Below are 23,495 nucleotides of genomic sequence, written 5' to 3' on the forward strand. Positions count from 1 at the left end.
CCCATGTTTTCGTACGGTCAGCGCAGTAAATGCGCAGACCTACTGAACAGTTACCCCACAACCTACAAATGGGGGTCTGCCGCAGATTCCTGCGACAGCCCCTCACTGCGTTTTTCTATTGATATCCCGATGCCCCGGATTGCTCCGCACTGCGTGCTCCCGCAATCCTCAAAAACATTCGTAATCCGCTCATTTTTCTTTGAAAAATGGCTGCTTATTATATTATACCTCTTTAAAGTCTCCGTCAACTACATTATCGTCATGCGGTGCACTTCCTGCATCAGCTGCACCCTGAGCACCGCCCTGTGCTCCTGCTGCGCCAGCTGCCTGTGCCTGCTCATAAACCTTGCTGAAGAGTGCCTGTGCGCTGTTCATCAGTTTTTCCTTGCCAGCCTTGATTTCATCAATCTGTGCATCGGTCATCTGGTCGATCGGAGCTTTGTTGATAGCTTCTTTCAGTGCATTTAAGTCAGCTTCTACGGCTGCTTTATCGTTTGCATCGATCTTATCGCCTACATCCTGCAGAGCTTTCTCGGTCTGGAATACCATGGAGTCAGCTTCATTTCTTGCATCGATGCCCTCTTTTCTCTTCTTATCCTGTGCCTCGTACTCAGCTGCCTCTTTGACTGCCTTATCGATATCGGAATCGGACATATTGGAACCAGAGGTAATCGTGATGTGCTGCTCTTTACCTGTACCAAGGTCTTTTGCAGATACATTTACGATACCGTTTGCATCAATATCGAAGGTAACCTCAATCTGCGGAACACCTCTTCTTGCCGGAAGGATGCCATCCAGACGGAAGGTTCCCAGTGTCTTGTTGTCCTTTGCGAACTGTCTCTCGCCCTGTACAACGTGGATATCAACAGCGGTCTGGTTATCAGCTGCGGTAGAGAAGATCTGGCTCTTCTTGGTCGGGATTGTGGTATTTCTCTCAATCAGTCTGGTTGCTACACCACCCATAGTCTCGATGGACAGGGACAGCGGAGTTACATCCAGAAGAAGGATATCACCGGCACCGGCATCGCCAGCCAGCTTACCACCCTGGATAGCTGCACCGATTGCTACGCACTCATCCGGGTTTAAGGATTTGCTCGGCTCTTTACCAGTCAGACGTTTTACTTCTTCCTGTGCTGCCAGCATACGTGTGGAACCACCTACCAGAAGTACTTTGCTTAACTCAGAAGCAGTGATACCAGCATCTTTCAGTGCGTTCTGTACCGGAATTGCGGTTCTCTCGATTAAGTCTCTGGTCAGCTCATCAAATTTAGCTCTGGTCAGGTTCATATCCAGATGCTTCGGTCCCTCGCTGGTTGCAGTGATGAACGGAAGGTTGATATTGGTTGTAGTTGCGGAAGAAAGCTCTTTTTTCGCTTTCTCAGCTGCTTCTTTCAGTCTCTGAAGCGCCATCTTATCAGCGGAAAGGTCTACACCCTCTGCTTTCTTGAACTCGTCGATCATCCACTGGGTAATACGGTTATCGAAATCATCGCCGCCCAGATGTGTATCGCCGTTGGTTGCCAGAACCTCGATAACGCCGTCACCGATCTCGATGATGGAAACATCGAATGTACCGCCGCCTAAGTCATATACCATGATCTTCTGCTCTTTCTCATTATCAAGGCCATACGCAAGCGCTGCTGCCGTCGGCTCGTTGATAATTCTCTTTACATCCAGACCAGCGATCTTACCTGCATCCTTGGTTGCCTGACGCTGTGCGTCGTTGAAGTAAGCCGGAACAGTAATAACTGCCTCGTTTACCTTCTCGCCCAAGTAGCTCTCTGCATCTGCTTTCAGCTTCTGAAGAATCATCGCTGAAATTTCCTGCGGCGTATATTTCTTGTCATCAATGGTTACTTTGTAGTCGCTGCCCATGTGTCTCTTGATAGAAGAAATGGTCTTCTCAGCGTTGGTAACTGCCTGACGCTTTGCCGGCTCGCCGACCAGTCTCTCGCCTGTCTTTGTAAATGCCACAACGGACGGTGTGGTACGGATACCTTCTGTATTTGCGATAACAACCGGTTTACCACCTTCCATAACGGCTACACAACTGTTTGTTGTACCTAAGTCAATACCGATAATCTTGCTCATAGTTATTTCCTCCTGAAATTATCTTTTTCTGGCAGTTCTCTTTCTCCTCATGGGAGCTAAATTCTGCCGTCTGTCTGTCTATATTATATCAAATCAATCACCAGCACCGAATTCTGGGTGCCAGCTGTTTACGTGTTACCTATTTTAATTTGCCACTTTTACCATGCTGTGGCGAACCACGCTGTCGCGGTATACATAGCCTTTCTGGAACTCCTCGGCTACCACATTCTCACCCAGGTTTTCATCCTCAATATGCATCACTGCATTGTGGAAGTTCGGATCAAATGGCTGACCAACCGCTTCGATTGGCTTTACACCTGCATCACCCAGTGTTTTTACGAGCTGCTTGTAAACCTTATCCATGCCCTCGGCGAAAGCACTTTTTTCTTCGCCCTCCGGGATGGTCGCCAGACCACGCTCGAAATTGTCCACCACCGGGAGAATCTTCTCGATGATGTCCTTTGCGCCAATCTCATACATCGCTGATTTTTCTTTCTCCGTTCGTTTCCGGAAATTGTCAAATTCAGCCATCGTGCGCTTCAGGCGATCCGTCAGCTCCTCGATCTGCTCATCTTTCTTATCCTTCTTCTTGGAGAAAAATCCTTTTTTCTCTTTTTCTCCCTCCGGCGCTTGTGCGTCTTCCGAAGAAGCTTCCTTTTCCTTCACTGCCTCAGCTTCTGCCTGGGTTTCTGTTTCTTTTACCTGCTCCTCATTTGCCGCCTCGGCTGCTTTGGAATCTATCTCTGTCTTTGCCATGTCTCTCACCTCTTTATTTTGCACATCCGTGCTACTCGGTATCTTTATGATTGAATGTCTGATCGAGCTGGCTCTTTAATGAGCGCAGGGTCGATACAACTTTGTCATAATCCATTCGTTTCGGTCCAACGATTCCTATCGTTCCCCGAAGTCCGTCCCCCAATTCATAATTGGCAGTAACGATACTGCAGTCCTTCATCGACTGCACCTGTGTCTCACTTCCGATGTAGACCTGAATCTCATTTTTCTTATCGCTGTCCGCATCGTCCTCGGTAAGAATCTCTCTCCAGAGGTCTTTCTGCTCCAGTGTCCCGATGAGCTGGCTGGCTTTCGCGCCATCGCTCAGTTCTGGATATTTGAAAATGTTCGTCGTACCTTCGGTGTAAATCTGTAAATCTTCCTCGCCGGAACGAATCGCCTCGGCCACCTCGCTTAGTACCACATCCACGATGTGGCTGCGCTCGCCTGCCTGCCCTTTCATCCGGGTAATGACATCCAGATTAATCTGCTCCATCGTCAATCCGTTGAGACCGCTGTTCAAAAGGATATTCAGATTCAGGATGTCCTCATCGGTAAGTTCCGCATCGAGTGTCACAATCGAGTTCTTGATAATGTTGCCTTCTAAAACAGTGACAATCAGGAGTTTCCCGGCTTCCACTCTGGAAAGCTGTATAAACTTGATCTTCGTCTGGTGATACTGCGGTCCGCTGATCAGCGTCGCATAATTCGTATTGCTCGCCAAAAGCTTTGCCATCTGCTTTAACAGAAGCTCCACCCGATCCACTCTCTGGATGACCATATCACGCACCTGCGTGACCTCCGTCTCTTTCTCATGAATCAACTGATCCACATAGAAACGATATCCTTTATCTGAAGGAATCCGGCCTGCCGATGTGTGAGGCTGAATGATATATCCCAGTTCTTCCAGATCCGACATCTCATTTCGAATCGTCGCCGAACTGAGTTTCAAATCGGAATACTTGGAGATCGTTCTGGAACCAACCGGCTCTCCGGTCTCCAGATAGTTCTGGATAATCGCTTTCAAAATCTTTTCTTTTCTCTCATCCAGTTCCATCCAATCTCTCCTTCCGTGCATCCGCTTCCGCCGGTCTCTTAAACCCGCTCTGGAAGTTTTCTGTTAGCACTCAATCTATCAGAGTGCTAATATCTACAGTTCATACTATATTACTTACGCAAGTATTTGTCAATGATTTTTTTCGGTTTTTAAAAAATTTTTTTCTTCTTTTTTCGAATAAAATTTTCCATTCTGCATACCCTGTTTTTAGGCACGCTGATTTTCACATTTTCTATAGGTAGAAACTCCCTTACCCGCTTTCCTGTTTGCGTTCGAACAAATTTTCGACTTGTCGAACCTCCGACCGCTCCCAGAGCCCTATTTCCGGCTCTCCGGCTTGACATTTAACATTTTTGTAATATAATAGTAATAAATTATAACATTTGTAAACGCATTGCAATATTTGTGAGATACACAATCGTTGCGGTGAGACAAATGAATCTAAATTGAAATGAGAGGTTTTTATTTGATGAATATGATGAACACCATGCGGCGCGGACTTGCCACAACGGCAATGAGCTTGGTCTGTCTCATGGCAGGCACCATGAATACACTGGCAGCCACAGATGCCGGAACCGAGCTTGTCTCCCAAATAGATGCGGCAGCCGGTGAAGAAACAAACGGCACTTCCACCGAAGCAGCCCAGACACCATCTGGTCCGGCTTCCGATCCGGAGCTGATTAGAAAGCAGACAAACGCTGCTGCGGAAGAAGCGGCTGACACGAACGCTTCCGAGGCAGAAGTCGCTGCATTTTCAAATGAGTCTGCACAGGTGGAGGCAGAGAACGCTGACGAAGCTGCAATGACTGAAAATACTGACACAAATGCTGCTGCCGAGGCACAGGAAGCAGAGGCACCTGCTGAAATCTACGCCGGACGTTTTACGACAACTGCTTACTGCAGCTGCCGCAGATGCTGCCGTGGTGGAAAGAACCGCACTAAATCCGGCACCATTCCGCAGGCAGGACATACCATTTCCGCCGACTTGCGCGTATTCCCGCTCGGAACCAAACTCCGCATCAACGGCGTTGTCTATACCGTCGAAGACAGCGGCAGCGGCATCCGCGGAAACAAGCTGGACATCTTCTTCAATTCCCACAGTCAGGCACTGCAGTATGGAAAGAGAAGCGCCGATGTCTATATTGTCCGATAATTACATTGATTTTAAGCAAAAAGGGTCTTGCAGATAGAAAATCTTTCACCTGCAAGACCCTTTTTTATAATTCTTATTTTACTTAATCCGTCAGCGCCTTATGATATTTCGTTTTCCGGTAAATTTTCCAAATAATGATACCCGGAATGCTCACGGTACATACGACGGTACTCACGCCTCCGATCACTCCATATATTCCAAATAAGATGGCTGCGATGATGTTCATACTTAATTCCTCCTGACTCATTCATTTTTCAATGCAAGCTCACTATGCTTTGTTCCCCATTTTATTCTTTTTATCCAAAATGAAAAGAGTTTCGGCGCATCCTTAGCAGGACTTTAATCATCCTTTCGCTTTCTTACGTTATTCATAATAATTTCGAAATATAAGTTAAAAGCGTGAAAATATTGATTTTAAAGGGTTTTTTCAATTTTTTAAAACTTTTTCAATTTTTCTCAAAAAAACGCTTGCATTTTTTTGGAAAGCGTGATAGTATATAGGAGTCGCTGATGAGCACCGCTTCAAAAGCGAAGAAAATCATATCGAGGCGTGGCTCAGTTTGGTAGAGCGCTGCGTTCGGGACGCAGAGGTCGCGTGTTCGAATCACGTCGCCTCGATTCTATTATAAAACATACGGCCTGTTGGTCAAGCGGTCAAGACGACGCCCTCTCACGGCGTAAACCCGGGTTCGATTCCCGGACAGGTCACTGGAAAGAGATTCGAGATTCGAGTCTCTTTTTTATTTTCTTCATTCTTGACCTTTCACCAAATCATGTAAACTATAACTGAATTTTGCCGATGCTCCGCATTCCAGATCGGCAAAATACACTTTTCTACAGTATCGAACAGGATTTTCAGTCCAGAAAATTCCTGCCTGCAAATAGTAACTCTCCTTTTTTCTTCTTCATATACTGCAATATAGCCAATATGAAAAGAGGTATCTTTTTATGGAAACATACAACTACGATGCAGCAGCAGTGCCTGAGGGGGATGCTGACACGACTCCGGCGGCGGCACCGGAGACGGATGCGGCAGCAGCTGGAACCAGTGATACGGCACAGTCTGGATTTAGTTCTCAGCCTCCTGTTATCTTAACATATCCGGACAGCTCATCCAATGATCTTCAGGTATCTCCGGGCTTCGGGCCATACGGGGATGTGATGCCCAGCCTGCCGTCCAATAATCATAGCAGCCCAAACACCGGCGGCTGCATAAACTGCGGCGGTTCCAACTGGAAGCCATCTCCAAATGGCGCGCTCTGGACCTGGGGCATTCTCTCGCCGTTCTTTTCCACCTCATCGGAGATCGCGCACCTGCGTTTCTACAATGCCGCCTCCATCCGCGAACCGATCGATATCTACCTGAACGGACGTCTGGTCGTATCCGATCTGGATTACATGAATTATACGCGCTACATGCATATCATCCCCGGCATCTATCAGCTGACCGTCTACCGCCGGACCAATCCGGGCTTCGCCATCGTCAACACGAATATCCGGCTTCGCAGCGGTTACAGCTACACGCTGGCGGTTCTGGGTACTTTTAATGATTTTTCGGTGCAGATGCTCAACGCCTGATCGCTTTTATTTGAGAAAAGCTTCTTCACGCGAGGGCACATCCCGCGGAGCGTTTTTTTCATAGGACGTAATTTCCTATGAAAAAAGAGACCGCCACGTTCACGCGTGCGGTCTCTCTTCCGTGTCCTCTGCAATTATAAATTTATGATGAGAATATAACTGTCCGAATCTTAAACAGCCATCTATTTTTCCGGCTCATCTGTCCGGTTTGCTTTCTCGATCTTTGCCAAATGCGCGGCTGCAAATTCTTTGATTGCCTCAAAACTCTGCGGGCTGATCACATGTTCAATGCGGCAGGCATCTTCCACTGCCACCTCTCTTGGCACATCCAACGCTACCAAAAGCTTTGTCAGTAATGTATGACGCTCATAAATCATCTCCGCGATCTTCCGTCCCGACGGCTCCAGAGTGATATATCCCTCATGATCCATCGAAATATAACCGTTTTCACGAAGATTCTTCATCGCAACGCTGACGCTTGGTTTTGAATACCCCAGCTCATTGACTACATCGATCGAACGGATCATCGGCTTGCGATAGCTTAACATAAGAATCGTTTCCAGATAATCCTCTGCTGACTGCTGTATTTTCAAAGTGATTCCCTCCAAACTTCTAACACATAACCGGCCTGGCTTCGTGCCTTCCCGTCTCCCGCAGAATAGTCTTCCCAAACTGCCGACCAGTTACCATAATACTATATACTAGAATACCATATTTGGAAGAATATTTCAAACCATATCGAAATCAATCTATCGTTTCCAGAAACCGACGGAGTTACTGTTCACGCATACGTGCCCAGTAACGGAATTTGCCGTGGCTTCGCATTTAAATCCGTCAGCAAGCTGCACAGTGTTCCTGCAAAATTTCTTCCAACGCGGTTTTGCTGCTGGTGTGGCAGCGGACAACTTCTGTCCGGCTTCCCTTTGCACCATCAACCGCCGTCCGAATCATTTTATGGGAAACGGTGCTTGTAAAGAGTACAAGCAGATCCGGCGCTCCGATCTGTTTGCCGAAATCCGCCGTCATCTGTGTAAATACCTTTGCCTTACAGTTAAATGATTTGCAGATTTTCACGTACTGGCTGACCATGCGGTCATGACCACCTACAATTACAACACTCATATTTTATCCTCCGAAAGTTAGCTCTGTCTAACTGCTGATGAAGTTAGTATACACTAACTTGTCTTGTTTGTCCAGAGGAAAATTGAAATTCATAGAAAATTCATAGAAATAAACGTACCGTGCAAGACTATTTTTCACCAACCAGCCTTATCTTACACGGTACGCATTTTCCCATTATCCATTTTTATCCAATACTAATTTTTATCGTATTTTACGCTTTTAACACCTCCTCTGTTACTCCCGTTTTTCCTATTCCAGCTTTATACACCTCCAATCCTGATATCGCTATATCAAACATCCAATCCGTTTCGCACAGAAATCCCATTTTCTGATACACATCCCAACGGCTCATCGACGCATGTTCTTCTAATTGATAGTTTCTTCCCAGCTGCCGGTATGCATGAAGCCCCAGTCTATGATATGGCAGAAATTCCAATTCCTGACAATTTTTAAGTTCCTGGCATAACTGCGCCGTTTTCCGAATATTTTCCACATCATCATTGACTCCTTCTACCAGCGGCACACGGACATGAATCGAATGCGGCGCGCAGATCGCATCGGCTTTGCGGATATTTTCCAGAATACAGGCATTGTCCTGCCCCGTCCATTTTTTATGCTTTTCCGGATCCATCGTTTTCACATCCACATAAAACATCTGCAGATGCGGCACGATCCGTTTCACATTTTCAAACGAAGTAAACATATCTAACTCTGCCGCCGCATTGATGCAGGCGTCATCACAAGCCTCCAGCAGTGCTTCCGCAAAATCTGTCTGACAGAACAGATCACCTCCTGAAAGTGTCACTCCACCACCAGAATAGAAGAAAAACATCTCATCCTTCTGGATCTCGCGCATTACTTCTTTTACGGTCATCTCCTTGCCATAGATCTGCTGTGCCCGGTAATTGCAGGCATCCACACACTGAAAGCACTGTTTACAGCGGCTGTGATCCCTCACGATCTCTCCCGTTTTTTCGCTCCGGCGAAGTGCCTGTTCCGGACAGACCTGGATGCAGGCGCCGCATCCGGTGCAGCGCTCTTTCATATAGTAGACTTCCCGCTGCCCCGACTGCGACTCCGGTGTCGAACACCAGGCACAGCGCAGGGGACAGCCCTTAAAAAATACAACCGTCCGCATTCCCTTCCCATCGGAGAGGGATAACCGCTCAATCCGAAGAATATTTGCTTTTAATTCCATACGCTGTTCCTCCTGTCAAGTACACCTTGCCTGCTGCCAGCCACCGCGCATGATGCACATCCCCGGTAGCTGATTTGCCGCATTTTTTATGAAACACGGCAGATTTCACTCTTTTTCCTAGCAGATATTGGAATGTGAAGTTCTGGAAATGATATCGTCCTGTACTTCTTTTCCAAGCTCTGTAAAATATGCTGTATAACCAGCTACACGTACCAGCAGTCCGTTGTAATCCTCCGGGTGCTTCTGTGCTTCTTTTAAGGTCTCCGTATCGATGACATTGAACTGTGTGTGGAATACGCCCAGGGAGCAGAGACTCCGCAGGTAGTTCATCAGTTCTTTTGTCGAGTTCGGGCTGTCGCGGAATACCGTATCCATCTTTACATTCAGCAGGGTTCCCTGATTGAAACGGCCATGCGGAATGTGGGAAATGGATTTCAATACAGCGCCCATGCCCTCGGTATCGGTTCCCTGGTTCGGAGATACGCCGTCTGCTAACGGTTTCCAAGCCAGACGTCCGGACGGAAGTGCACCGACCTCCAGACCAAACGGAGTATTTCCAGATACCGGAAGAATACCTGGCGTCATCTTGCCGAATTTGCTGTGGAACGACTCGATATAGTCCGCGATAAAACAGAACATATCACCGGTCAGCTCGTTTACTTCGTCGTCATCATTGCCGTACTTCGGAGCTTCATCACACATCTTCTTGACATCCTCATAACCCACAAAGTTTGCATCCAGTGCATCCAGAAGACGCTGCATCGTTACTTTTTTCTCATCAAATACAAGTTTCTTTACTGCAATCAGGCTGTTGATCAGGTCTGCTACGCCGATCGCATCAATACCATTTCCAAGGTTATATTTCGCACCGCCCCATGCGTAATCTTTCGCATTCTCTACGCACTCATAGAAAGAAAGGGAAAGTGCCGGAACGACCCTCTGGAAGCCAATGTCATCGCATACATGGCTGGAAGCCACGGTTCCGCGAAGTTCATAGCGGATCTGCTCTTTGACTGCCTCTTCAAACTCTTCGTAGGTATTAAAGGCAGTCGGATCGCCGGTCGCCTCAGATGCCTGAATGCCATATTTACGGCTCTTGCCGTTTAACAGGGCAAATTCAACCGCAGAACCTAAGTTGAAGTCTGCATATGCGGTGTAGCATCTCTGTTTTCCTTCCAGGTTCGTCTCTACACAGCCGCATGGATTCCAGTTATATGCTTCTTTTAACGGGATTCCCTTGTTCAGGAGCATCTCGATACCAACTTCATCGTTGTGGAAGGCCGGGAAACCGGTTCCAAGCTTGATAACCTCTGCAATCTTCTTTAAGAAGCTGCTCGGATTCTTCGCCATATTGTAGCGGACAGACAGGGACGGCTGATATAACTGTACTTCTGCGGTTGCCTGCAAAATCAGGTACGACACGTCATTGACTGCGTCCATGCCGCGCTCATCCACACCGCCGCAGCATACGTTCTGGAACATTGGGTAACCGGCGGAAAACTGTGCGGTTACCTGATCCTGGAACAGGCACTGCTCAGAGAATTTAACCCATAAGCAGTCCAAAAGTTCCTGCGCCTCTTCCTCTGTCAAACGGCCAGCCTCGATATCTGCCTTATAAAATGGGTAAAGATACTGATCCATACGTCCCGGGTTGTAGCTTGCTGCATTCTGCTCCATGAAAATACAGGTCTGGTAAATATACATCGACTGAATCGCCTCGCGGAAGGTACGCGCCGGTTTTTCCGGAACCTGATCGCAGGTCTTGGCAATCTGTAACAGTTCTTTTCTGCGCTTCTCATCCGGCTCTGCCTCTGCCAGCTTTCTCGCCTCTGCCGCATAGCGGTGTCCCAATGCGGAGATACCGTCAGCTGCCAGCTCCATCGCTTTCAGGTATTCAATCTTCTCATAGTCACCCGGACGGGTAATATCAAGTGTATCAAGCACTTTATGGATATGCGCCTTGATTCCCTCCATGCCTTCTTTAATGACTCTGGAATAACCCGCAGTCGTCTCGCCCCAGCCACGAACCGATTTACGGTTGATGTAAAGAGCGCCGCAGTCACGTAAGGTTGCCGCAAAATCTGGGCATTGTACCAGCCACTGCTCATACGTGGAACGTCCCTTCCAGTACGGGCGGATGATCTCCTCAAATGCCTTCCGATCCTCTGGGCGCAGATAGAATGGGTCATATGGACGGGTACTGATGGTATCCAGTTCCTCATCCAGAACCGACCAGCAGGTATCGACACTTAAAATACCGCCGCGCTGCTTGCTTCCGGCATTGCCGACAATCAGCTCATCCCCCCAGATTTTTACAGTTTTCTCCAGGCACTGTTTCTTAAATGCATATGCTTTCCGGATGCATAGCGGCTGTCCCTCTGATTCCTGGAAGCCCTTTGTCAGGATAATTGCATTTTCCAGATCCATCTCTGGCTTGGTCTTTAATACTCTCTGTTTTAATCGGTCAATCCGATCCATATATGGTTTTCTTTCAATTGCTGCCATCTGATTTCCTCCTATTTTTTACTCACATTCCCATTCTGTGGGATTTATTTTTTTAGCACCTGCTATAAATCTCTTTTCGTTTAAAAGTATAGCAATTCTTATGTGGAAATGGTACAATATCAATAACTAAAAATACCAAAATCTTAACATATTGAATTTTTATAGAAAGAAGGGATCCTTTGAAATCTACTTCCCAGTTACAGGAAATCAACCACTATCAAGATCAAGATTTTCCGGTCAATGTCTACTATTCTGATATTCATTCCATGCAGCCGCCGGGACGCTGGCTGCGCGACTTCCACTGGCATGATGAGCTGCAGTTTACCCTCGTACTAAGCGGAACATTGACAATGCAGGTAGATAATCTTTCTCTGCCCGGACAGGCTGGAGATCTGATTTTCGTCAACACCTCCCTGATTCATGCCGTCACACAGATGTCGGAAGACGGCTCTTATGCGAGCCTCAATTTTCCTTACCGCCTTCTTGCCTTTTTTCCTGGAAGCCGCATGGATCAGGACTACGTCCTGCCCTATACCGCCGGCGGGAAATTCTCCGCTTTCTCTATTCACCCGGAATCCGAATGGCAAAAAGAGTTGATCGGACTGCACAAAAAAATAACCGATTTATTTCTTTCTAATCAGGTTAAAGGCAATGAATATTCTATCTGCATTAAGATTGCCTCGATGTGGAATCTGCTGATTTCCAATTTTCACAGCAGTGGGAATTCTACCTCTATTAACCTCCTGCGCCAGCAGCGCCTGCAATCCATTCTCCTGTTCATCTATGCACATTACGCAGATGATTTACAGCTCTCAGACCTGGCTGCATCAGCCAATATCAGCGTCGGAGAATGCTGCCGGATTTTTCAAAATATTCTTCACACAACTCCCTATGGATATTTAACTAATTACCGCATCCAGACCAGTGTTTCCCTCCTTCACCGCGATCTGCCCATCTCACAGATTGCCGGACTGGTCGGATACAACCAGGTCAGCAATTACATCGCCACATTCAAACGGATCATTGGCTGCACACCGGCACAGTACCGGAAACAGCACTTATCAAAACCAGATATCCCAAGCAGTTAATGGGAAACCGGTCGGCTTCTCTTCATCAGGGAAACCGACCGGCTGTTAAGGTGGTATAAAAATATAAAGGGGGGCTTTTTCAGGATGATGCAACGATTATTTTAATTTTCCAATTTCATCAAATCGTTTATAAGCATCGACAACCGCATTGATCACGCTGCTGCGGAATCCACGGTCTTCCAGTGTCTTCACACCGATCATCGCCGGACCAGCCGGAGAACACACATCATCTTTTAAATTCTCAAGATGCTTTTCGCTCTGTAAAAACAGCTGCACGGTTCCAAGGATTCCTTCCAGTGCATATCTTCTTGCCTGATAACGTAGAAGACCATTGTAAACGCCGCCGTCTGCCAGAGAATTAGCAAACATTGCGATAAACGCCGGGGATGTAGATGTTAATACCGTGCCTGCCACAAACTGGGAGGCCGGAAGGCTGTCAAATCCACCGGCTTCACGTAGAATATACCGGAATTCGTCCTCCTGTTCCTTCGTGTAGCTGTCGCCCTGTTCGATCAGGATAAAACCTTTTCCAATCAAGCAGGCTGTATTCGGGAGAATACGGATAACCGGAACATTCTTTCCTTCTAACTCTAATTCTTTCATATAGGTGGAAACCTCAACACCCGCTACAATCGAAACGATAATTTTTTCCTGCCCTTCTTCTGCACATGCCGCAAAGACCGGTTTCACCTCTTCCAGAACACTCTTTAAAAACTGCGGTTTTACACAGAACACAACATAATGAGCTGCCTTGATTGCTTCTCCATTGGTCTCAACAAAGTTGCATCCCAGCTCGTCCGCTAATTTCTGTCCTTTTTCTGTAACCACATCTGTAATCACAACTTCCGATGGATCAATTCCCTTGCAGGCTGCCGTTGCAAGAGCTGTACCCATAGTTCCACTTCCAATAAAAGCAATTTTTTTCATAGCTGGTCTCCTTTCAACTTAAAGTCCGAGTTAGTAATATACTTCAAATATATCTTATGTGGCTTATATTTCCCTTCGCCTTTCAGCGAAGGGAAGTTCCCGCTCTCAGCGGATAAATTTTTCTTTAAATGCCTGAACATGCGCTTTCTGAACCGATATCAATTTATCTACATCTCTCTCCTGAAGACAACGATAAATTTCCTCATGATGTCCAATATCCATATCATCAATCGAAGATAAATTAATCCGGTTTAAAAACAGAAGACGAATACTCAAATCCTGATAATTATTCATCTCCCGCTCAAGAAACGGATTCCTAGTCATAGAAGAAATAATTCTATGAAATGCTCGATCCAAAAGAACTCTTTCTTCCGCATCTGTCTCCTCTCTCAGGACTTCCAGGCTGTCTTTCAGCCGCTTTAAATCTTCTTCCGTCCGATTCATAGCAGCAAGCTCTGATTCAAGTGGAGACAGAGCAAATCTCATCTGATAAATCGATTCCACTTCATATAAGGAAATCTCATTTACCATAATACATTGTCTCGGGACAATTTTCACAAAGTTTTCCCATGCCAGTCGATTCAGTGCCTCACGGATGGGAGTTCGTCCCATCCCCAGCTCTTCCATCAATTCAGCCTCTACTAATGTCTGTCCGGGGCGAAGTCTGGCTGTAATAATCATCATCTTAATCTTCTCGTATGCCACATCACTAACTCGCATTGTTTCCCCCATCTTTCTTGTAGAACAAATCTGTGATTTGCATCCAACTTCTTTTAGTCTACAGGAACGCTTATTTTTATAATAGCGCAAATAAGGATCAAATTCAATTAGACTTTTGTATATACCCCGTTTCTGATATAGTTACTGTTCACACATACATGCCCAGTAACCTGATATACCCTATTTTTTCTTATAATTTTTCGACGCATCGCTTGTAATTTTCTTCCGCGTTGCCGCCCTTATGCCAGATATCCGCGATCGCTTCCGCGATTGGAAGCGGATCCGATTCATTGTACATAACATTTCGTCCCAGCAAGATTCCGCGGATATTGCTGCTGATTCCGATCTCTTTCGTGTACTCTTCTACAACCTCAATCGGCTCACTCTTTACCTCGTCTGGAACTACCAGCACCGGACAGGTGGTCGCCGCCGTCGGAACTGCATATTCATGATTCAGCGGAACTTCAATCCATTTGCCGGATGCACGGCAGCCAAGAGCGCCTACCACGCCGACTACCTTACACAGACTCTCTGAATCCGTCTTCATCGTAAACCCCGTTTCCGTTGTTTCTACATACAGCGCCTCGATAAAAATTGGAAGACCAGCTGACTCTGCTGCATTGACAGCTTCTGCACAGTACCGAACCGTATATTTGCTTCGCTCATCCATCGGATTCAGACGGATCATAAACTTTACACCGTCCATCCGAAGTTTCACTAAGCGATCGACTGTATAACAGGACGGCATATCGTCCATCTCCCATACTGTATTTTTCAGACCGCCCCGGTTCACAGTGCCAACCAGCATCTTCCCATCCAGAAACGCCTTTTCTCCACGTTCCCGCTGCAATTTATTGAGGATAAATAAATCTTCAATAATATCCGGTGTCGCCTCGATTCCATCAATCTGGTCACTCTGCAGCATCCGCACCAGGCGGGATAAATACTCCCGCCTATTACTTAAACCAATCGGATTTCCTTTGTACTCATTGATCATTCTGGCATTGTGATCCGCTGCCGCAAATACCAGCTTATCATGCGGAAATCCCGGTTTTTTTCGCGCCGCCGCTTCCTGCTCAACAACCTCCGGAGAAAAGGCTTTTATCTTGTTTAATTCTTCAAAAATCTTGTCATTCAAAAAACTTTGATAATCAAATCCCATATACACCTTTGCCTTTCTCTGTCACTGAACACATTTTATTTTCCAAAATTAACGATTGCGTCAATTTTATCTCTTCCGCCTACTTTATCGCCCCACTGATCATATACGCTCTGTGCTGCCTCGATAAATGGTTCGCGATCCGGCTCTGTGATTTCGATGCCCTCTCCCTTTAACAGTTCCAAGCACTCATCCTCAGATGCTGTATAAAGTTCTCTCTCTTTATCGATCATTTCTTTGGTGCACTCATCGATAATCTGTTTGTGCTCGTCCGAAAGAGAATCATAGAAATTCTTAGCAACTACGCAGATACCTAAGTCGTTGGTCCATCCAACCATTGCCCAGTGCGGCGCTGCCTCATAAAACTTCTTGGAATAATAGTTTGTATTGGCCGCTTCTGCACCGTCAATGATGTTCTGCTGCAGCGCTGTGTATAATTCGCCGTATGCCATCGGCAGCGGGCTTGCGCCGAATGCGGTAAAGGAATCCAGCTGTACCTGATTTTCCATGGTACGGATCTTGAGGTTCTTTAAATCTTCGATGCTGTTGATCGTCTTCTGCGTTGTCATGATATGTCTGGTTCCCAAATCCAGGAAGCCCATCAGATGGAAGCCTTTCTCCTCACAGTCACCGCTATAGGACATTCCAATCTCGTCAGAGTCCAGAACGGAATACATATGTTCCTTATCTCTCCAGAGGAACGGAAGGCAGAATATATTAACAGATGGAACAAAGCTGGAGAACGGAGCTACCGACGTCATCGCCATCTCTACAGTGCCAAGCTGCATACCCTCAATGACATCTCGCTCGTTGCCAAGCTGGTTATCCGGATATACTTCTACTTTAATTTCGCCATTGGAGCGCTCTTCCACAATCTCTTTAAAATACTCCGCTGCTTTTACCGGAGGTTCGGTTGCTGCCTGTGATAAGGAAACCTTTACGGTCACCGCACCACCGGATGAACCGCCTGTATTAGCCGCTGCCTTTGCGGACTCTCCTGTGGAAGCGCTGCCGCCTCCTCCACATCCTGCCAGAGAACCAGCTGCCACCAGCATCGCCATCGTCATGCTTACAAACCGTTTCACATTTTTCTTCATAACAATAAATCCTCCTTTCATTTCATCTTTTTATCCCATTAACTGCGGCAGCCATAAATAGGTCTGCGGGAGATATGTAACAATAATCAGTACAACTAACATTGCAAGAATCGTAGGAATTACAAACGGGAATACCTCTCTTACACTCTTGCCGGTCAATCCACAGGCAACGAATAAAGTTGCTCCATAAGGCGGTGTTACGTATCCAATCGCCAGGTTGATGCAGACAATAACACCAAAGTGAATCGGGTCGATTCCATAAGCGGTTGCTACCGGGAATAAGATCGGCATTAAAACGATAATTGCAGAGAAACTTTCCATAAACATTCCAACTAAGAACAGCGCAATATTTAAGAAAATAAGGAATGCAGTCTTACTTGTGATGAATGTATTCATAACCTGGATTAAGAGCTGCGGCAGCTGTTTTGCTGTGATAAACCATGCAAAGATATAAGCGCAGCCTGTGATAATCATAATGCCAGCCGCTGTCTGCGCGGACTTAACAAAAATACCAGGTAAATCTTTCAATGTAATTTCTTTGTAAATAAACATACCTACCAGGAAGCCATAGACAACCGCCACAGCCGCTGCTTCAGTTGCAGAAAAGATACCGCTGATGATACCACCGATAATGATAATCGGAAGTCCTAAACCAGGAAGTGCAGAAAACATCGTTCTCCGTACTTCTTTCGGATCAAACTTGGTTGTCTGGATATATGCATCTCCGCCCCTGGAAGCGTGAATATAGGAATAGACCATCAGTGCCACACCAATCATAACTCCAGGAATAGCACCTCCGAGGAATAACTGACCAACAGATGCACCTGTGGAATATCCAATCAGAACCATTAAGATACTTGGCGGAATAATCGGTCCGATACTTCCTGCTGCTGAGAGCAGAACCGTTACGAAACTCATGTTATAGCCTTTTTCTTTAAATGCAGGCGTCATGATCGAACCGATTGCTGCTGTTCCAGCCGTTGCTGAACCGGAAATTGCCGCGAAAATCATGGATGCCAGTACGGCTACCATCGCCAGACTTCCTTTTACAAAGCCGATCGACGCACTTGCAAAATCTACAATCCGTTTGGACATACCGCCCTGATCCATCAGATTTCCTGCCAGCATGAACATCGGAATCGCCATGATCGGCCAGCTGTCAAGACCCGCAAACATTCTCTGCGGTACCAGAACCAATGGGAAATTTCCCTCAAGCATAATCGAAAGTGTCGTTCCCATTCCGAGTGCAACAAAAATAGGGGCTCCGATTAGAAACAGACACAAAATACAGATAAATAAAAATCCTAACATATCGCAGCCTCCTTTACTAATCTATAAATTCTCTCGGTTCTTCCGGTGCATTCTTGTTTTTTAAGCGTTCGATAAAGGTAAGGAGCTGTTCCATAATCATCAAAACTCCACCGGTTGGGAATGCCGCGTAAATCAAAGCCATCGGAATCTGCATCGCCGGAGACGTCTGAGCCGTCGTAGACTGTACTACTTTGAACCCGAAATATGTCATAATACATAAGAAAACAATCGTTAAAAGATCTACAATCGCGGTCAAAATGCGTTTCGGCTTTTGCGGAAGTGCAGATGTCAGAACATCTACCTGAAGGTGAGAACGATTTCTCATCGCAATCGCCGATGCCATCAATACCAGCCATATCATCAGATATCTCGCTAATTCTTCGGTCCATCTAAGAGGACTCTGTATTACAAAACGAAAAAAAACCTGAATAATAACTGTAATTGTCATCGCAAGGAAAAGAACAACTACTACCGCATCATTTACATTTCGAATTATCTGGAGAAGTGGGTTCCCCTTTTCTTTCATAATGTATCCCCCTTTCCTGGATAGTTTTTACAAAGGCGGCAGCCGGTGAAACTGCCGCCGTTTTTTTATTAGATCTTTCTCTCTAAGCCGCGTTTCTCATAGTAAGAATCCGGGATATCTTTCGGATCTTTGTACATAACCATCACGCACTTACCGTCACTGCCGATAGTCGGCACATCCATAATGAATAATGGCCATCCAAACCATTTGTACCAACCAAACTCCCACATGGTTGTACAGTTCAGGCAGTAGCACTGGAATCCTTCCTTATTATAAGCTCTTGGATCCGGTTTATCTAAAGTCTGTACCTTGTCTGGACATTCGGTTACCAGCCAGCCGCCGCTGTTACAACGCGGAAGTGTAAAGGTAATCTTCTCCTCATCCTCTTCCCAAATCTGATCGCCGTTATCATGAAGAGCAGACCATAATACTGCACGGTTCTCCAGGAAATCTTCCATTGGGAAATCTTTATATGTAGCCTGACCCGCTTTATATTTCTCCATCCAGTCCTGCAGACATGGCGGATAGCACCATAATGCATAGTCTTCCATACATTCAAAGATCGCCTCATCCGGTGCCCATTTCTTGAAATTGCGTAATGTCTGATTTACCCAGCGGACTGCGAAATGGTGAAATCCTGTCTTTTTCTCTACATTTAATTTGTGCAGCTCCAGCGCTTTTTCCATATCACCGGCTTTGATCGCTGCCTCTAATTTATCAATATTGCGAACCGCATAATCATTGCGAACCTTTTCCAACGTCTCTGTATACATCTTCTTTTCCATAATCTATACCTCCTTATTACCAAGCTGTCTTCTTTCCGTATTTTTCATCTTCCTGGATCGGGAAATGCACTTCTTTACCAAGGTCGCTCGACTGATAAATCGCACGGATAAATTCAAGTGTTCTTCTTCCCTCTACGCCGTCTACCATCGGCTCACGATCTTCTTTGATCGCATGGATGAAATCAGTAAGCTGTCTTCTGTGGTTTTCGGTTGCCACATAGCCAGCACCCGTTGCTGTATCACCAGAGTCAACTTTTACCTTGGTCAGGTAATCATCCTCGTTCATGCCTTCTACTTTCCATTCTACGATCTCTTCTTCCACAATCTTGATCGTACCTTTTTCACCGTGGATTTCGATGTGACGCGGATAACCCGGACGGACTGCACTACTACTTACCAGGCTTCCCAACGCCCCATTCTTAAATTTGAATATTGCGTTGGCTACGTCATCTACTTCAATATCCGGATGCAGGGTTGTCATATAATTACCAGTCAGTCTCTCTACATCGCCGACTAAATAAAGCATTAAGTCAATAAAATGAACGGTCTGGCTAATCAGGGAACCGCCGCCCTCACCTTTCCATGTACCTCTCCATGCACCGGAAGCATAGTATTCATCGCTTCGGAAGCATTTTCCAGAACAATCAACCGAAAGAAGTTTACCAAGCTTGCCTTCATCCAGCGCTTTCTTGATCAGCTGAGCCTGATCCATGAAACGGTACATAAAGATAACACCAAATTTAACGCCCGCTTCTTTACATGCTGCAATCATCCTGTCAGCTGCATTACAATCGACAGAAATTGGTTTCTCACACATTACGTGTTTGCCAGCCTTCGCGCAGTCCACAACCATCTGCTCATGCAGGAATGGAGGTGTTACTACACAGACAGCATCGATATCATCTCGTTTCAGCATCTCTTTATAATCCGTGTAATAAGACGGAATATTGTACTCTTTGCTGAATTCCTTTGCCACATCCTCTTTCACGTCACAGAATGCAACAACCTCTGCTTCCGGGATATCCCGAAGTGCTCCTGCATTTAACGGACCTGCCATACCGCCGCCGATAATACCAAATCTGATTTTGTCGCCCATACTCTTTTTCCTTCCTTTCTTTTTTAATCTTTTATTAGTACATGCACTTTGTTATTTCTTTAATATATCTTAGATATCTTACTGATATATTAGCACTTTATTTTTTTATTTTCAAGTCGTTTTCTGATTTTATTTGACGAACTTTAAATCGTATTGATCTTTTATCATGTTTTATTTCATTGTATTGTACATTTCCATTCCATTTTCCCCCATATTTCCCTTATTGCATAAACAATCGGTCAATTTTATTCTCATTCAAATATTCTTCCGCCATTGATTCCACATAAATCTTGAACAGATTTCATAGAACAATTCTTTTCTACAAAACAAAAAAGAGCCATTTAATGTCTCTGCATCAAATGACTCTTCTCATTTTCAATTCTTTACTGCCCAATCTCCGCCGCCGGACCCACTGCCGGTTCCTGCGCCGGACCGTGTCCTGGTCCGATGTCGCTGCTCGGTCCTGCCGGCACGATCGTCGTGCTAGATTCTGCCGGATCTTCAACTGTCTCGGCAGCTGTTTCCGGCACCACCGCCGGGGCTGAATACCGTTTTCCTGCCGTACCCGTCTTGTAGATCCGCTGCATCCGCTCTTTGATGGATTCGCTCTTGATCTGCTCGATCTTGGCGCTGGCGTCTTCTTTTAACTCCTTGCTGCTGCGCCCGGAATCGCCGCTCTTTGCAGACTCCAGAAGCTTCGCCACCTCATCCGAGAGCAAATGATCCCTTCTGAAATTCGCCGCGGTATATCCGCTGGTTGTGATTTCAAATGCATCCGGATGACCTGCCAGATAGGTTCCTTCTCCGCGTCCATTGTCCGTCTCCGGGGTATCAAAGGACGCCGCCGGAAGCCCCTCTACCATCTTTTCCATCGCATTTTTCCAGATCTTCGCCGGATACGTGCCGCCGTACAGGCTGGAAAGTGTCTTCTGCTGGTCGTAGCCAACCCAGACCGTCATCGTATAATATGGCGTCATGCCGCAGAACCAGCCGTCACGGCTGCCGTTGGTCGTACCGGTCTTTCCGGCCGCCTCTATATTGCCGCTCCAACCCATCGACGCCGCCGTACCTTTTGTGACAACTCCCTTTAAAATATCGGTCATCAGCACGGCGCTGCTCTCCTGGTAAACCTGAACCGATTCATAATCTTCAAAAATATCTTCGCCCTGGTTATTGATCATCTTGATAATACAGGTCGGTTCGCGGTACTGTCCTTGGTCTGACAGCGCCGCATAAGCGCCCGCCATCTCCTCGGTCGTCATACCGGTGGTAAAGCCGCCCAGGGAGGTCGCCGGATAATAGTCCGCCGCCTGCACGCTCGCGAAGCGCATCTGGGTTAAATATGCCATGCCGACATCCGGTGTGATATCATCATAGATATACCATGCCACACCATTTTTACTTCGCTCGACCGCATTTCGAAGCTCCAGCCTCTCGCCGGAAAGGGACTTCACATCCACGCCCTTCTGCTTCGCCGCGTCAATATCGATATTCGGAATCCTTGTTTCCGATGTGTAACCATTTTCCAGTGCCGGTGTATACACGATCAACGGTTTGATAGAACTTCCCGGCTGTCTCGGGCTCTGGAACGCACGGTTTAATGTGTAGGTATCCGTCTCCTGACTACGTCCACCCACAATCGCCACGACGCGGTTCGTCTTGTTGTCAATAACGGTGGACGCGCCTTGCAGCTTGTAAACGCCGTTTTCGGATGTATTGCCATCAAAGGACAAAACTCCATCTAATGCATCCTGCAGGATCGTCTGCTTGTCCGGATCCAACGAGGTATAAAGGTTATAGCCGCCCGTGTAGAGCGCATCGCGCTCCTGGTTGTACACCTCGTTGTAATTGGCATTGTACTCTTTGTAAGCCTCGTCGCTGCGGAATCCATACTGGAATTCAAAGCCGTCACGGCGCATCAGATAGCGAATCGCACAGTCGATCGCATACGTCGTCTCATAGTTGTGCAGCGGCACTCTCTGGCGGTTGACCGTGATCTCCTCCGCCTTTGCCTCTTTGCACGCTTTCTCCGTAATAAATCCCATACTCAGCATGTCTTCCAGAATCTTATCGCGGCGTGTCAGCGCATTTTCCGGATGACGGTACGGGTTGTAATACGTCGGCGAGTTCGGAATCGCACACAAATATGCCGTCTGGCTCAAGGACAGTTCATCCGCATCCTTGCCAAAATAACCTCTTGCAGCCGCCTGAAGCCCGTAGTATGTGTTCGCGAAGCTGATATCATTGATATAGAACTCCATAATCTGCTCTTTGGTGTATTTCTTCGTCAGATCTAAGGAAATCAGCATCTCCTTGATCTTCCGCTCCATCGACACCTCGCGGGTCAGAAAACGGTTTCTCGCTAACTGCTGGGTGATCGTACTCGCGCCGTGCTTTTCTGCTCCCTCAGTCAAAAAGTAATTGACTGCGACACGGAAAATACCTTTTATATCAATGCCTGGATTTTCCCAGAACGTCCGATCCTCGATCGCCACAAATGCGTTGACTGCATTCTGCGGTATCCGGTCATACGTCAAATAACTGGAATCCTCGTCTCCCGTCAGCTTCGCCAGCACATTACCGTTGGAATCATAAATATAACTTGCCTCCTGCAAACGGAACGTATCCAGCGTACTGTTTTCCACCACTCCCTCTATCTGGCTTTTATAGTCCTCATAGAGCGGAATCAGCTTATATGCGCCAAATCCGGCACCGCCAATCACCAGCAGTACCAGACACACCAGAAGCGTCTTGAACATGGTTCCAAAGATCCTTGCCATCGCATGGAACACGATCTGCCCACCGCTCCGGCTGTTATTTTTGCCCGCTTTCTTTTGCTTGCCGACATCAATTTTCCCGCTTTTCTTTGCGGTGCCCCGCCTGCCCGAAGATCGTGCGGATGAAGCTGCCGGCTTCTTTCGAACGCCGGAGGCGTCCTCTCTCGTCTGTTTCTCCCTCATCTCTTCCCTCATCTTCCTATGTATCTATGGTTGCTTCCATTCTATTTTCATGCGGCACCTTAGACTTCAAAAATGCCTGTCTGCGGACAGCAACTTTTTATACTTTTCTGACAAAATCAGCTTGGACTCCCTTTTATTATAAGTTTTTTTGTCCAAAAGAACAAGCCTGTTTTCGAAATCTGCTCAATCTCCTGCCGCGTGTTACTGTTCGCGCATACGTGCCCAGTAACGGAATTTGCCGCGGCTTCGCATTTAAATACGGCAAATTCCTGCTGCCACCACGTTTTCTTACGGCACTTTTGGTTCCAAAAGTGCCTCCCCGTAAACAGTAACGGGATTTTGCCAATG

Annotated in this window: 20 protein-coding genes and 2 tRNA genes; 5 read left to right on the forward strand and 17 right to left on the reverse strand. The window is 46.6% G+C overall.

Annotated features, from left to right (window positions below; genetic code table 11):
• Positions 1-222: 222 nt before the first annotated feature.
• The 3 genes from dnaK to hrcA form a co-directional block, all read right to left on the reverse strand.
• Positions 223-2,091, reverse strand: a complete 1,869-nt coding sequence (gene dnaK / locus PUQ60_RS09385) for a molecular chaperone DnaK (RefSeq protein ID WP_022359496.1) — start codon at positions 2,089-2,091, stop codon at positions 223-225.
• 144 nt (positions 2,092-2,235) lie between these two features.
• The gene (gene grpE, locus PUQ60_RS09390; protein ID WP_118471934.1) at positions 2,236-2,847 is read right to left on the reverse strand and encodes a nucleotide exchange factor GrpE; all 612 of its coding nucleotides are present in this window, start codon (positions 2,845-2,847) and stop codon (positions 2,236-2,238) included.
• A 31-nt stretch (positions 2,848-2,878) separates the two neighbouring features.
• Entirely contained in the window at positions 2,879-3,922 is a 1,044-nt protein-coding gene (gene hrcA / locus PUQ60_RS09395) for a heat-inducible transcriptional repressor HrcA (RefSeq protein ID WP_022359494.1), read from the reverse strand.
• A gap of 469 nt (positions 3,923-4,391) precedes the next feature.
• Here hrcA and PUQ60_RS09400 point away from each other — a divergent pair, with 469 nt between their 5' ends.
• A complete protein-coding gene (locus PUQ60_RS09400) occupies positions 4,392-5,075 on the forward strand; it encodes a 3D domain-containing protein (RefSeq protein ID WP_182426607.1) in 684 nt (227 codons plus the stop codon).
• Positions 5,076-5,157: 82 nt separating this feature from the next.
• Here the strand turns inward: PUQ60_RS09400 and PUQ60_RS09405 are convergent, their stop codons facing one another.
• Entirely contained in the window at positions 5,158-5,301 is a 144-nt protein-coding gene (locus PUQ60_RS09405; protein WP_022358601.1) for a hypothetical protein, read from the reverse strand.
• Between the two features lie 318 nt (positions 5,302-5,619).
• Here PUQ60_RS09405 and PUQ60_RS09410 point away from each other — a divergent pair.
• The 3 genes from PUQ60_RS09410 (at position 5,620) to PUQ60_RS09420 (ending at position 6,653) form a co-directional block, all read left to right on the forward strand.
• Positions 5,620-5,693: transfer RNA gene (locus PUQ60_RS09410), tRNA-Pro, on the forward strand.
• 18 nt (positions 5,694-5,711) lie between these two features.
• A tRNA-Glu gene (locus tag PUQ60_RS09415) sits at positions 5,712-5,783 on the forward strand.
• A 240-nt stretch (positions 5,784-6,023) separates the two neighbouring features.
• The gene (locus PUQ60_RS09420) at positions 6,024-6,653 is read left to right on the forward strand and encodes a DUF4397 domain-containing protein (RefSeq protein WP_273380344.1); all 630 of its coding nucleotides are present in this window, start codon (positions 6,024-6,026) and stop codon (positions 6,651-6,653) included.
• 182 nt (positions 6,654-6,835) lie between these two features.
• Here PUQ60_RS09420 and PUQ60_RS09425 read toward each other — a convergent pair whose 3' ends face one another.
• From PUQ60_RS09425 to PUQ60_RS09440, 4 genes are all read right to left on the reverse strand, one after another.
• A complete protein-coding gene (locus PUQ60_RS09425) occupies positions 6,836-7,246 on the reverse strand; it encodes a metal-dependent transcriptional regulator (protein ID WP_022358491.1) in 411 nt (136 codons plus the stop codon).
• A gap of 241 nt (positions 7,247-7,487) precedes the next feature.
• Positions 7,488-7,775: a DUF2325 domain-containing protein gene (locus tag PUQ60_RS09430; RefSeq protein WP_022358490.1), complete on the reverse strand. Its 288-nt coding sequence runs from the start codon at positions 7,773-7,775 to the stop codon at positions 7,488-7,490.
• A 211-nt stretch (positions 7,776-7,986) separates the two neighbouring features.
• Positions 7,987-8,973 carry a glycyl-radical enzyme activating protein gene (locus PUQ60_RS09435; RefSeq protein WP_118570324.1) on the reverse strand — a complete coding sequence of 329 codons (987 nt, stop codon included), beginning with the start codon at positions 8,971-8,973 and terminating at the stop codon, positions 7,987-7,989.
• Between the two features lie 117 nt (positions 8,974-9,090).
• Positions 9,091-11,478 (reverse strand): formate C-acetyltransferase/glycerol dehydratase family glycyl radical enzyme, encoded by a 2,388-nt coding sequence (locus tag PUQ60_RS09440; RefSeq protein ID WP_273380341.1) that lies wholly within the window; start codon positions 11,476-11,478, stop codon positions 9,091-9,093.
• Positions 11,479-11,657: 179 nt separating this feature from the next.
• Between PUQ60_RS09440 and PUQ60_RS09445 the strand changes: the two genes are divergently transcribed.
• Entirely contained in the window at positions 11,658-12,566 is a 909-nt protein-coding gene (locus PUQ60_RS09445) for an AraC family transcriptional regulator (RefSeq protein WP_118522756.1), read from the forward strand.
• 96 nt (positions 12,567-12,662) lie between these two features.
• On the opposite strand, the gene proC is transcribed toward PUQ60_RS09445, so the two are convergent.
• The 9 genes from proC to PUQ60_RS09490 all read right to left on the reverse strand — a co-directional run bounded on the left by proC (position 12,663) and on the right by PUQ60_RS09490 (position 23,147).
• Positions 12,663-13,493 (reverse strand): pyrroline-5-carboxylate reductase, encoded by an 831-nt coding sequence (proC, locus tag PUQ60_RS09450; RefSeq protein ID WP_107001105.1) that lies wholly within the window; start codon positions 13,491-13,493, stop codon positions 12,663-12,665.
• Between the two features lie 105 nt (positions 13,494-13,598).
• On the reverse strand, positions 13,599-14,213 hold the full coding sequence (locus PUQ60_RS09455) for a GntR family transcriptional regulator (protein WP_181357223.1): 615 nt from the start codon (positions 14,211-14,213) through the stop codon (positions 13,599-13,601).
• A gap of 190 nt (positions 14,214-14,403) precedes the next feature.
• Positions 14,404-15,375 (reverse strand): hypothetical protein, encoded by a 972-nt coding sequence (locus PUQ60_RS09460; protein WP_118522759.1) that lies wholly within the window; start codon positions 15,373-15,375, stop codon positions 14,404-14,406.
• 35 nt (positions 15,376-15,410) lie between these two features.
• Positions 15,411-16,469, reverse strand: coding sequence for a TRAP transporter substrate-binding protein (locus PUQ60_RS09465; protein ID WP_182426606.1), 1,059 nt, complete (start codon positions 16,467-16,469; stop codon positions 15,411-15,413).
• 30 nt (positions 16,470-16,499) lie between these two features.
• Positions 16,500-17,780, reverse strand: coding sequence for a TRAP transporter large permease (locus PUQ60_RS09470; protein ID WP_107001109.1), 1,281 nt, complete (start codon positions 17,778-17,780; stop codon positions 16,500-16,502).
• Positions 17,781-17,796: 16 nt separating this feature from the next.
• Entirely contained in the window at positions 17,797-18,306 is a 510-nt protein-coding gene (locus tag PUQ60_RS09475; RefSeq protein WP_107001110.1) for a TRAP transporter small permease, read from the reverse strand.
• A 68-nt stretch (positions 18,307-18,374) separates the two neighbouring features.
• Positions 18,375-19,091 carry a hypothetical protein gene (locus tag PUQ60_RS09480; protein ID WP_118522761.1) on the reverse strand — a complete coding sequence of 239 codons (717 nt, stop codon included), beginning with the start codon at positions 19,089-19,091 and terminating at the stop codon, positions 18,375-18,377.
• Between the two features lie 16 nt (positions 19,092-19,107).
• Positions 19,108-20,187, reverse strand: a complete 1,080-nt coding sequence (locus PUQ60_RS09485; RefSeq protein WP_107001112.1) for a Gfo/Idh/MocA family oxidoreductase — start codon at positions 20,185-20,187, stop codon at positions 19,108-19,110.
• Positions 20,188-20,570: 383 nt separating this feature from the next.
• Positions 20,571-23,147 carry a transglycosylase domain-containing protein gene (locus tag PUQ60_RS09490; RefSeq protein ID WP_273380333.1) on the reverse strand — a complete coding sequence of 859 codons (2,577 nt, stop codon included), beginning with the start codon at positions 23,145-23,147 and terminating at the stop codon, positions 20,571-20,573.
• Between the last annotated feature and the right edge of the window lie 348 nt (positions 23,148-23,495).

Origin of the sequence: Clostridium sp. AF02-29 (assembly GCF_934835585.1) — a bacterium.
In the GTDB taxonomy this organism is placed as follows: Bacteria; Bacillota; Clostridia; order Lachnospirales; family Lachnospiraceae; genus Otoolea; species Otoolea fessa.

Coding starts and splice junctions, on each gene's coding strand:
- dnaK (WP_022359496.1), bottom strand. CDS start 2,091: ATGAGCAAGATTATCGGTATTGACTTAGGTACAACAAACAGTTGTGTA.
- grpE (WP_118471934.1), bottom strand. CDS start 2,847: ATGGCAAAGACAGAGATAGATTCCAAAGCAGCCGAGGCGGCAAATGAG.
- hrcA (WP_022359494.1), bottom strand. CDS start 3,922: ATGGAACTGGATGAGAGAAAAGAAAAGATTTTGAAAGCGATTATCCAG.
- PUQ60_RS09400 (WP_182426607.1), top strand. CDS start 4,392: ATGAATATGATGAACACCATGCGGCGCGGACTTGCCACAACGGCAATG.
- PUQ60_RS09405 (WP_022358601.1), bottom strand. CDS start 5,301: ATGAACATCATCGCAGCCATCTTATTTGGAATATATGGAGTGATCGGA.
- PUQ60_RS09420 (WP_273380344.1), top strand. CDS start 6,024: ATGGAAACATACAACTACGATGCAGCAGCAGTGCCTGAGGGGGATGCT.
- PUQ60_RS09430 (WP_022358490.1), bottom strand. CDS start 7,775: ATGAGTGTTGTAATTGTAGGTGGTCATGACCGCATGGTCAGCCAGTAC.
- PUQ60_RS09435 (WP_118570324.1), bottom strand. CDS start 8,973: ATGGAATTAAAAGCAAATATTCTTCGGATTGAGCGGTTATCCCTCTCC.
- PUQ60_RS09440 (WP_273380341.1), bottom strand. CDS start 11,478: ATGGCAGCAATTGAAAGAAAACCATATATGGATCGGATTGACCGATTA.
- proC (WP_107001105.1), bottom strand. CDS start 13,493: ATGAAAAAAATTGCTTTTATTGGAAGTGGAACTATGGGTACAGCTCTT.
- PUQ60_RS09455 (WP_181357223.1), bottom strand. CDS start 14,213: ATGCGAGTTAGTGATGTGGCATACGAGAAGATTAAGATGATGATTATT.
- PUQ60_RS09460 (WP_118522759.1), bottom strand. CDS start 15,375: ATGGGATTTGATTATCAAAGTTTTTTGAATGACAAGATTTTTGAAGAA.
- PUQ60_RS09465 (WP_182426606.1), bottom strand. CDS start 16,469: ATGAAGAAAAATGTGAAACGGTTTGTAAGCATGACGATGGCGATGCTG.
- PUQ60_RS09470 (WP_107001109.1), bottom strand. CDS start 17,780: ATGTTAGGATTTTTATTTATCTGTATTTTGTGTCTGTTTCTAATCGGA.
- PUQ60_RS09475 (WP_107001110.1), bottom strand. CDS start 18,306: ATGAAAGAAAAGGGGAACCCACTTCTCCAGATAATTCGAAATGTAAAT.
- PUQ60_RS09480 (WP_118522761.1), bottom strand. CDS start 19,091: ATGGAAAAGAAGATGTATACAGAGACGTTGGAAAAGGTTCGCAATGAT.
- PUQ60_RS09485 (WP_107001112.1), bottom strand. CDS start 20,187: ATGGGCGACAAAATCAGATTTGGTATTATCGGCGGCGGTATGGCAGGT.
- PUQ60_RS09490 (WP_273380333.1), bottom strand. CDS start 23,147: ATGAGGGAGAAACAGACGAGAGAGGACGCCTCCGGCGTTCGAAAGAAG.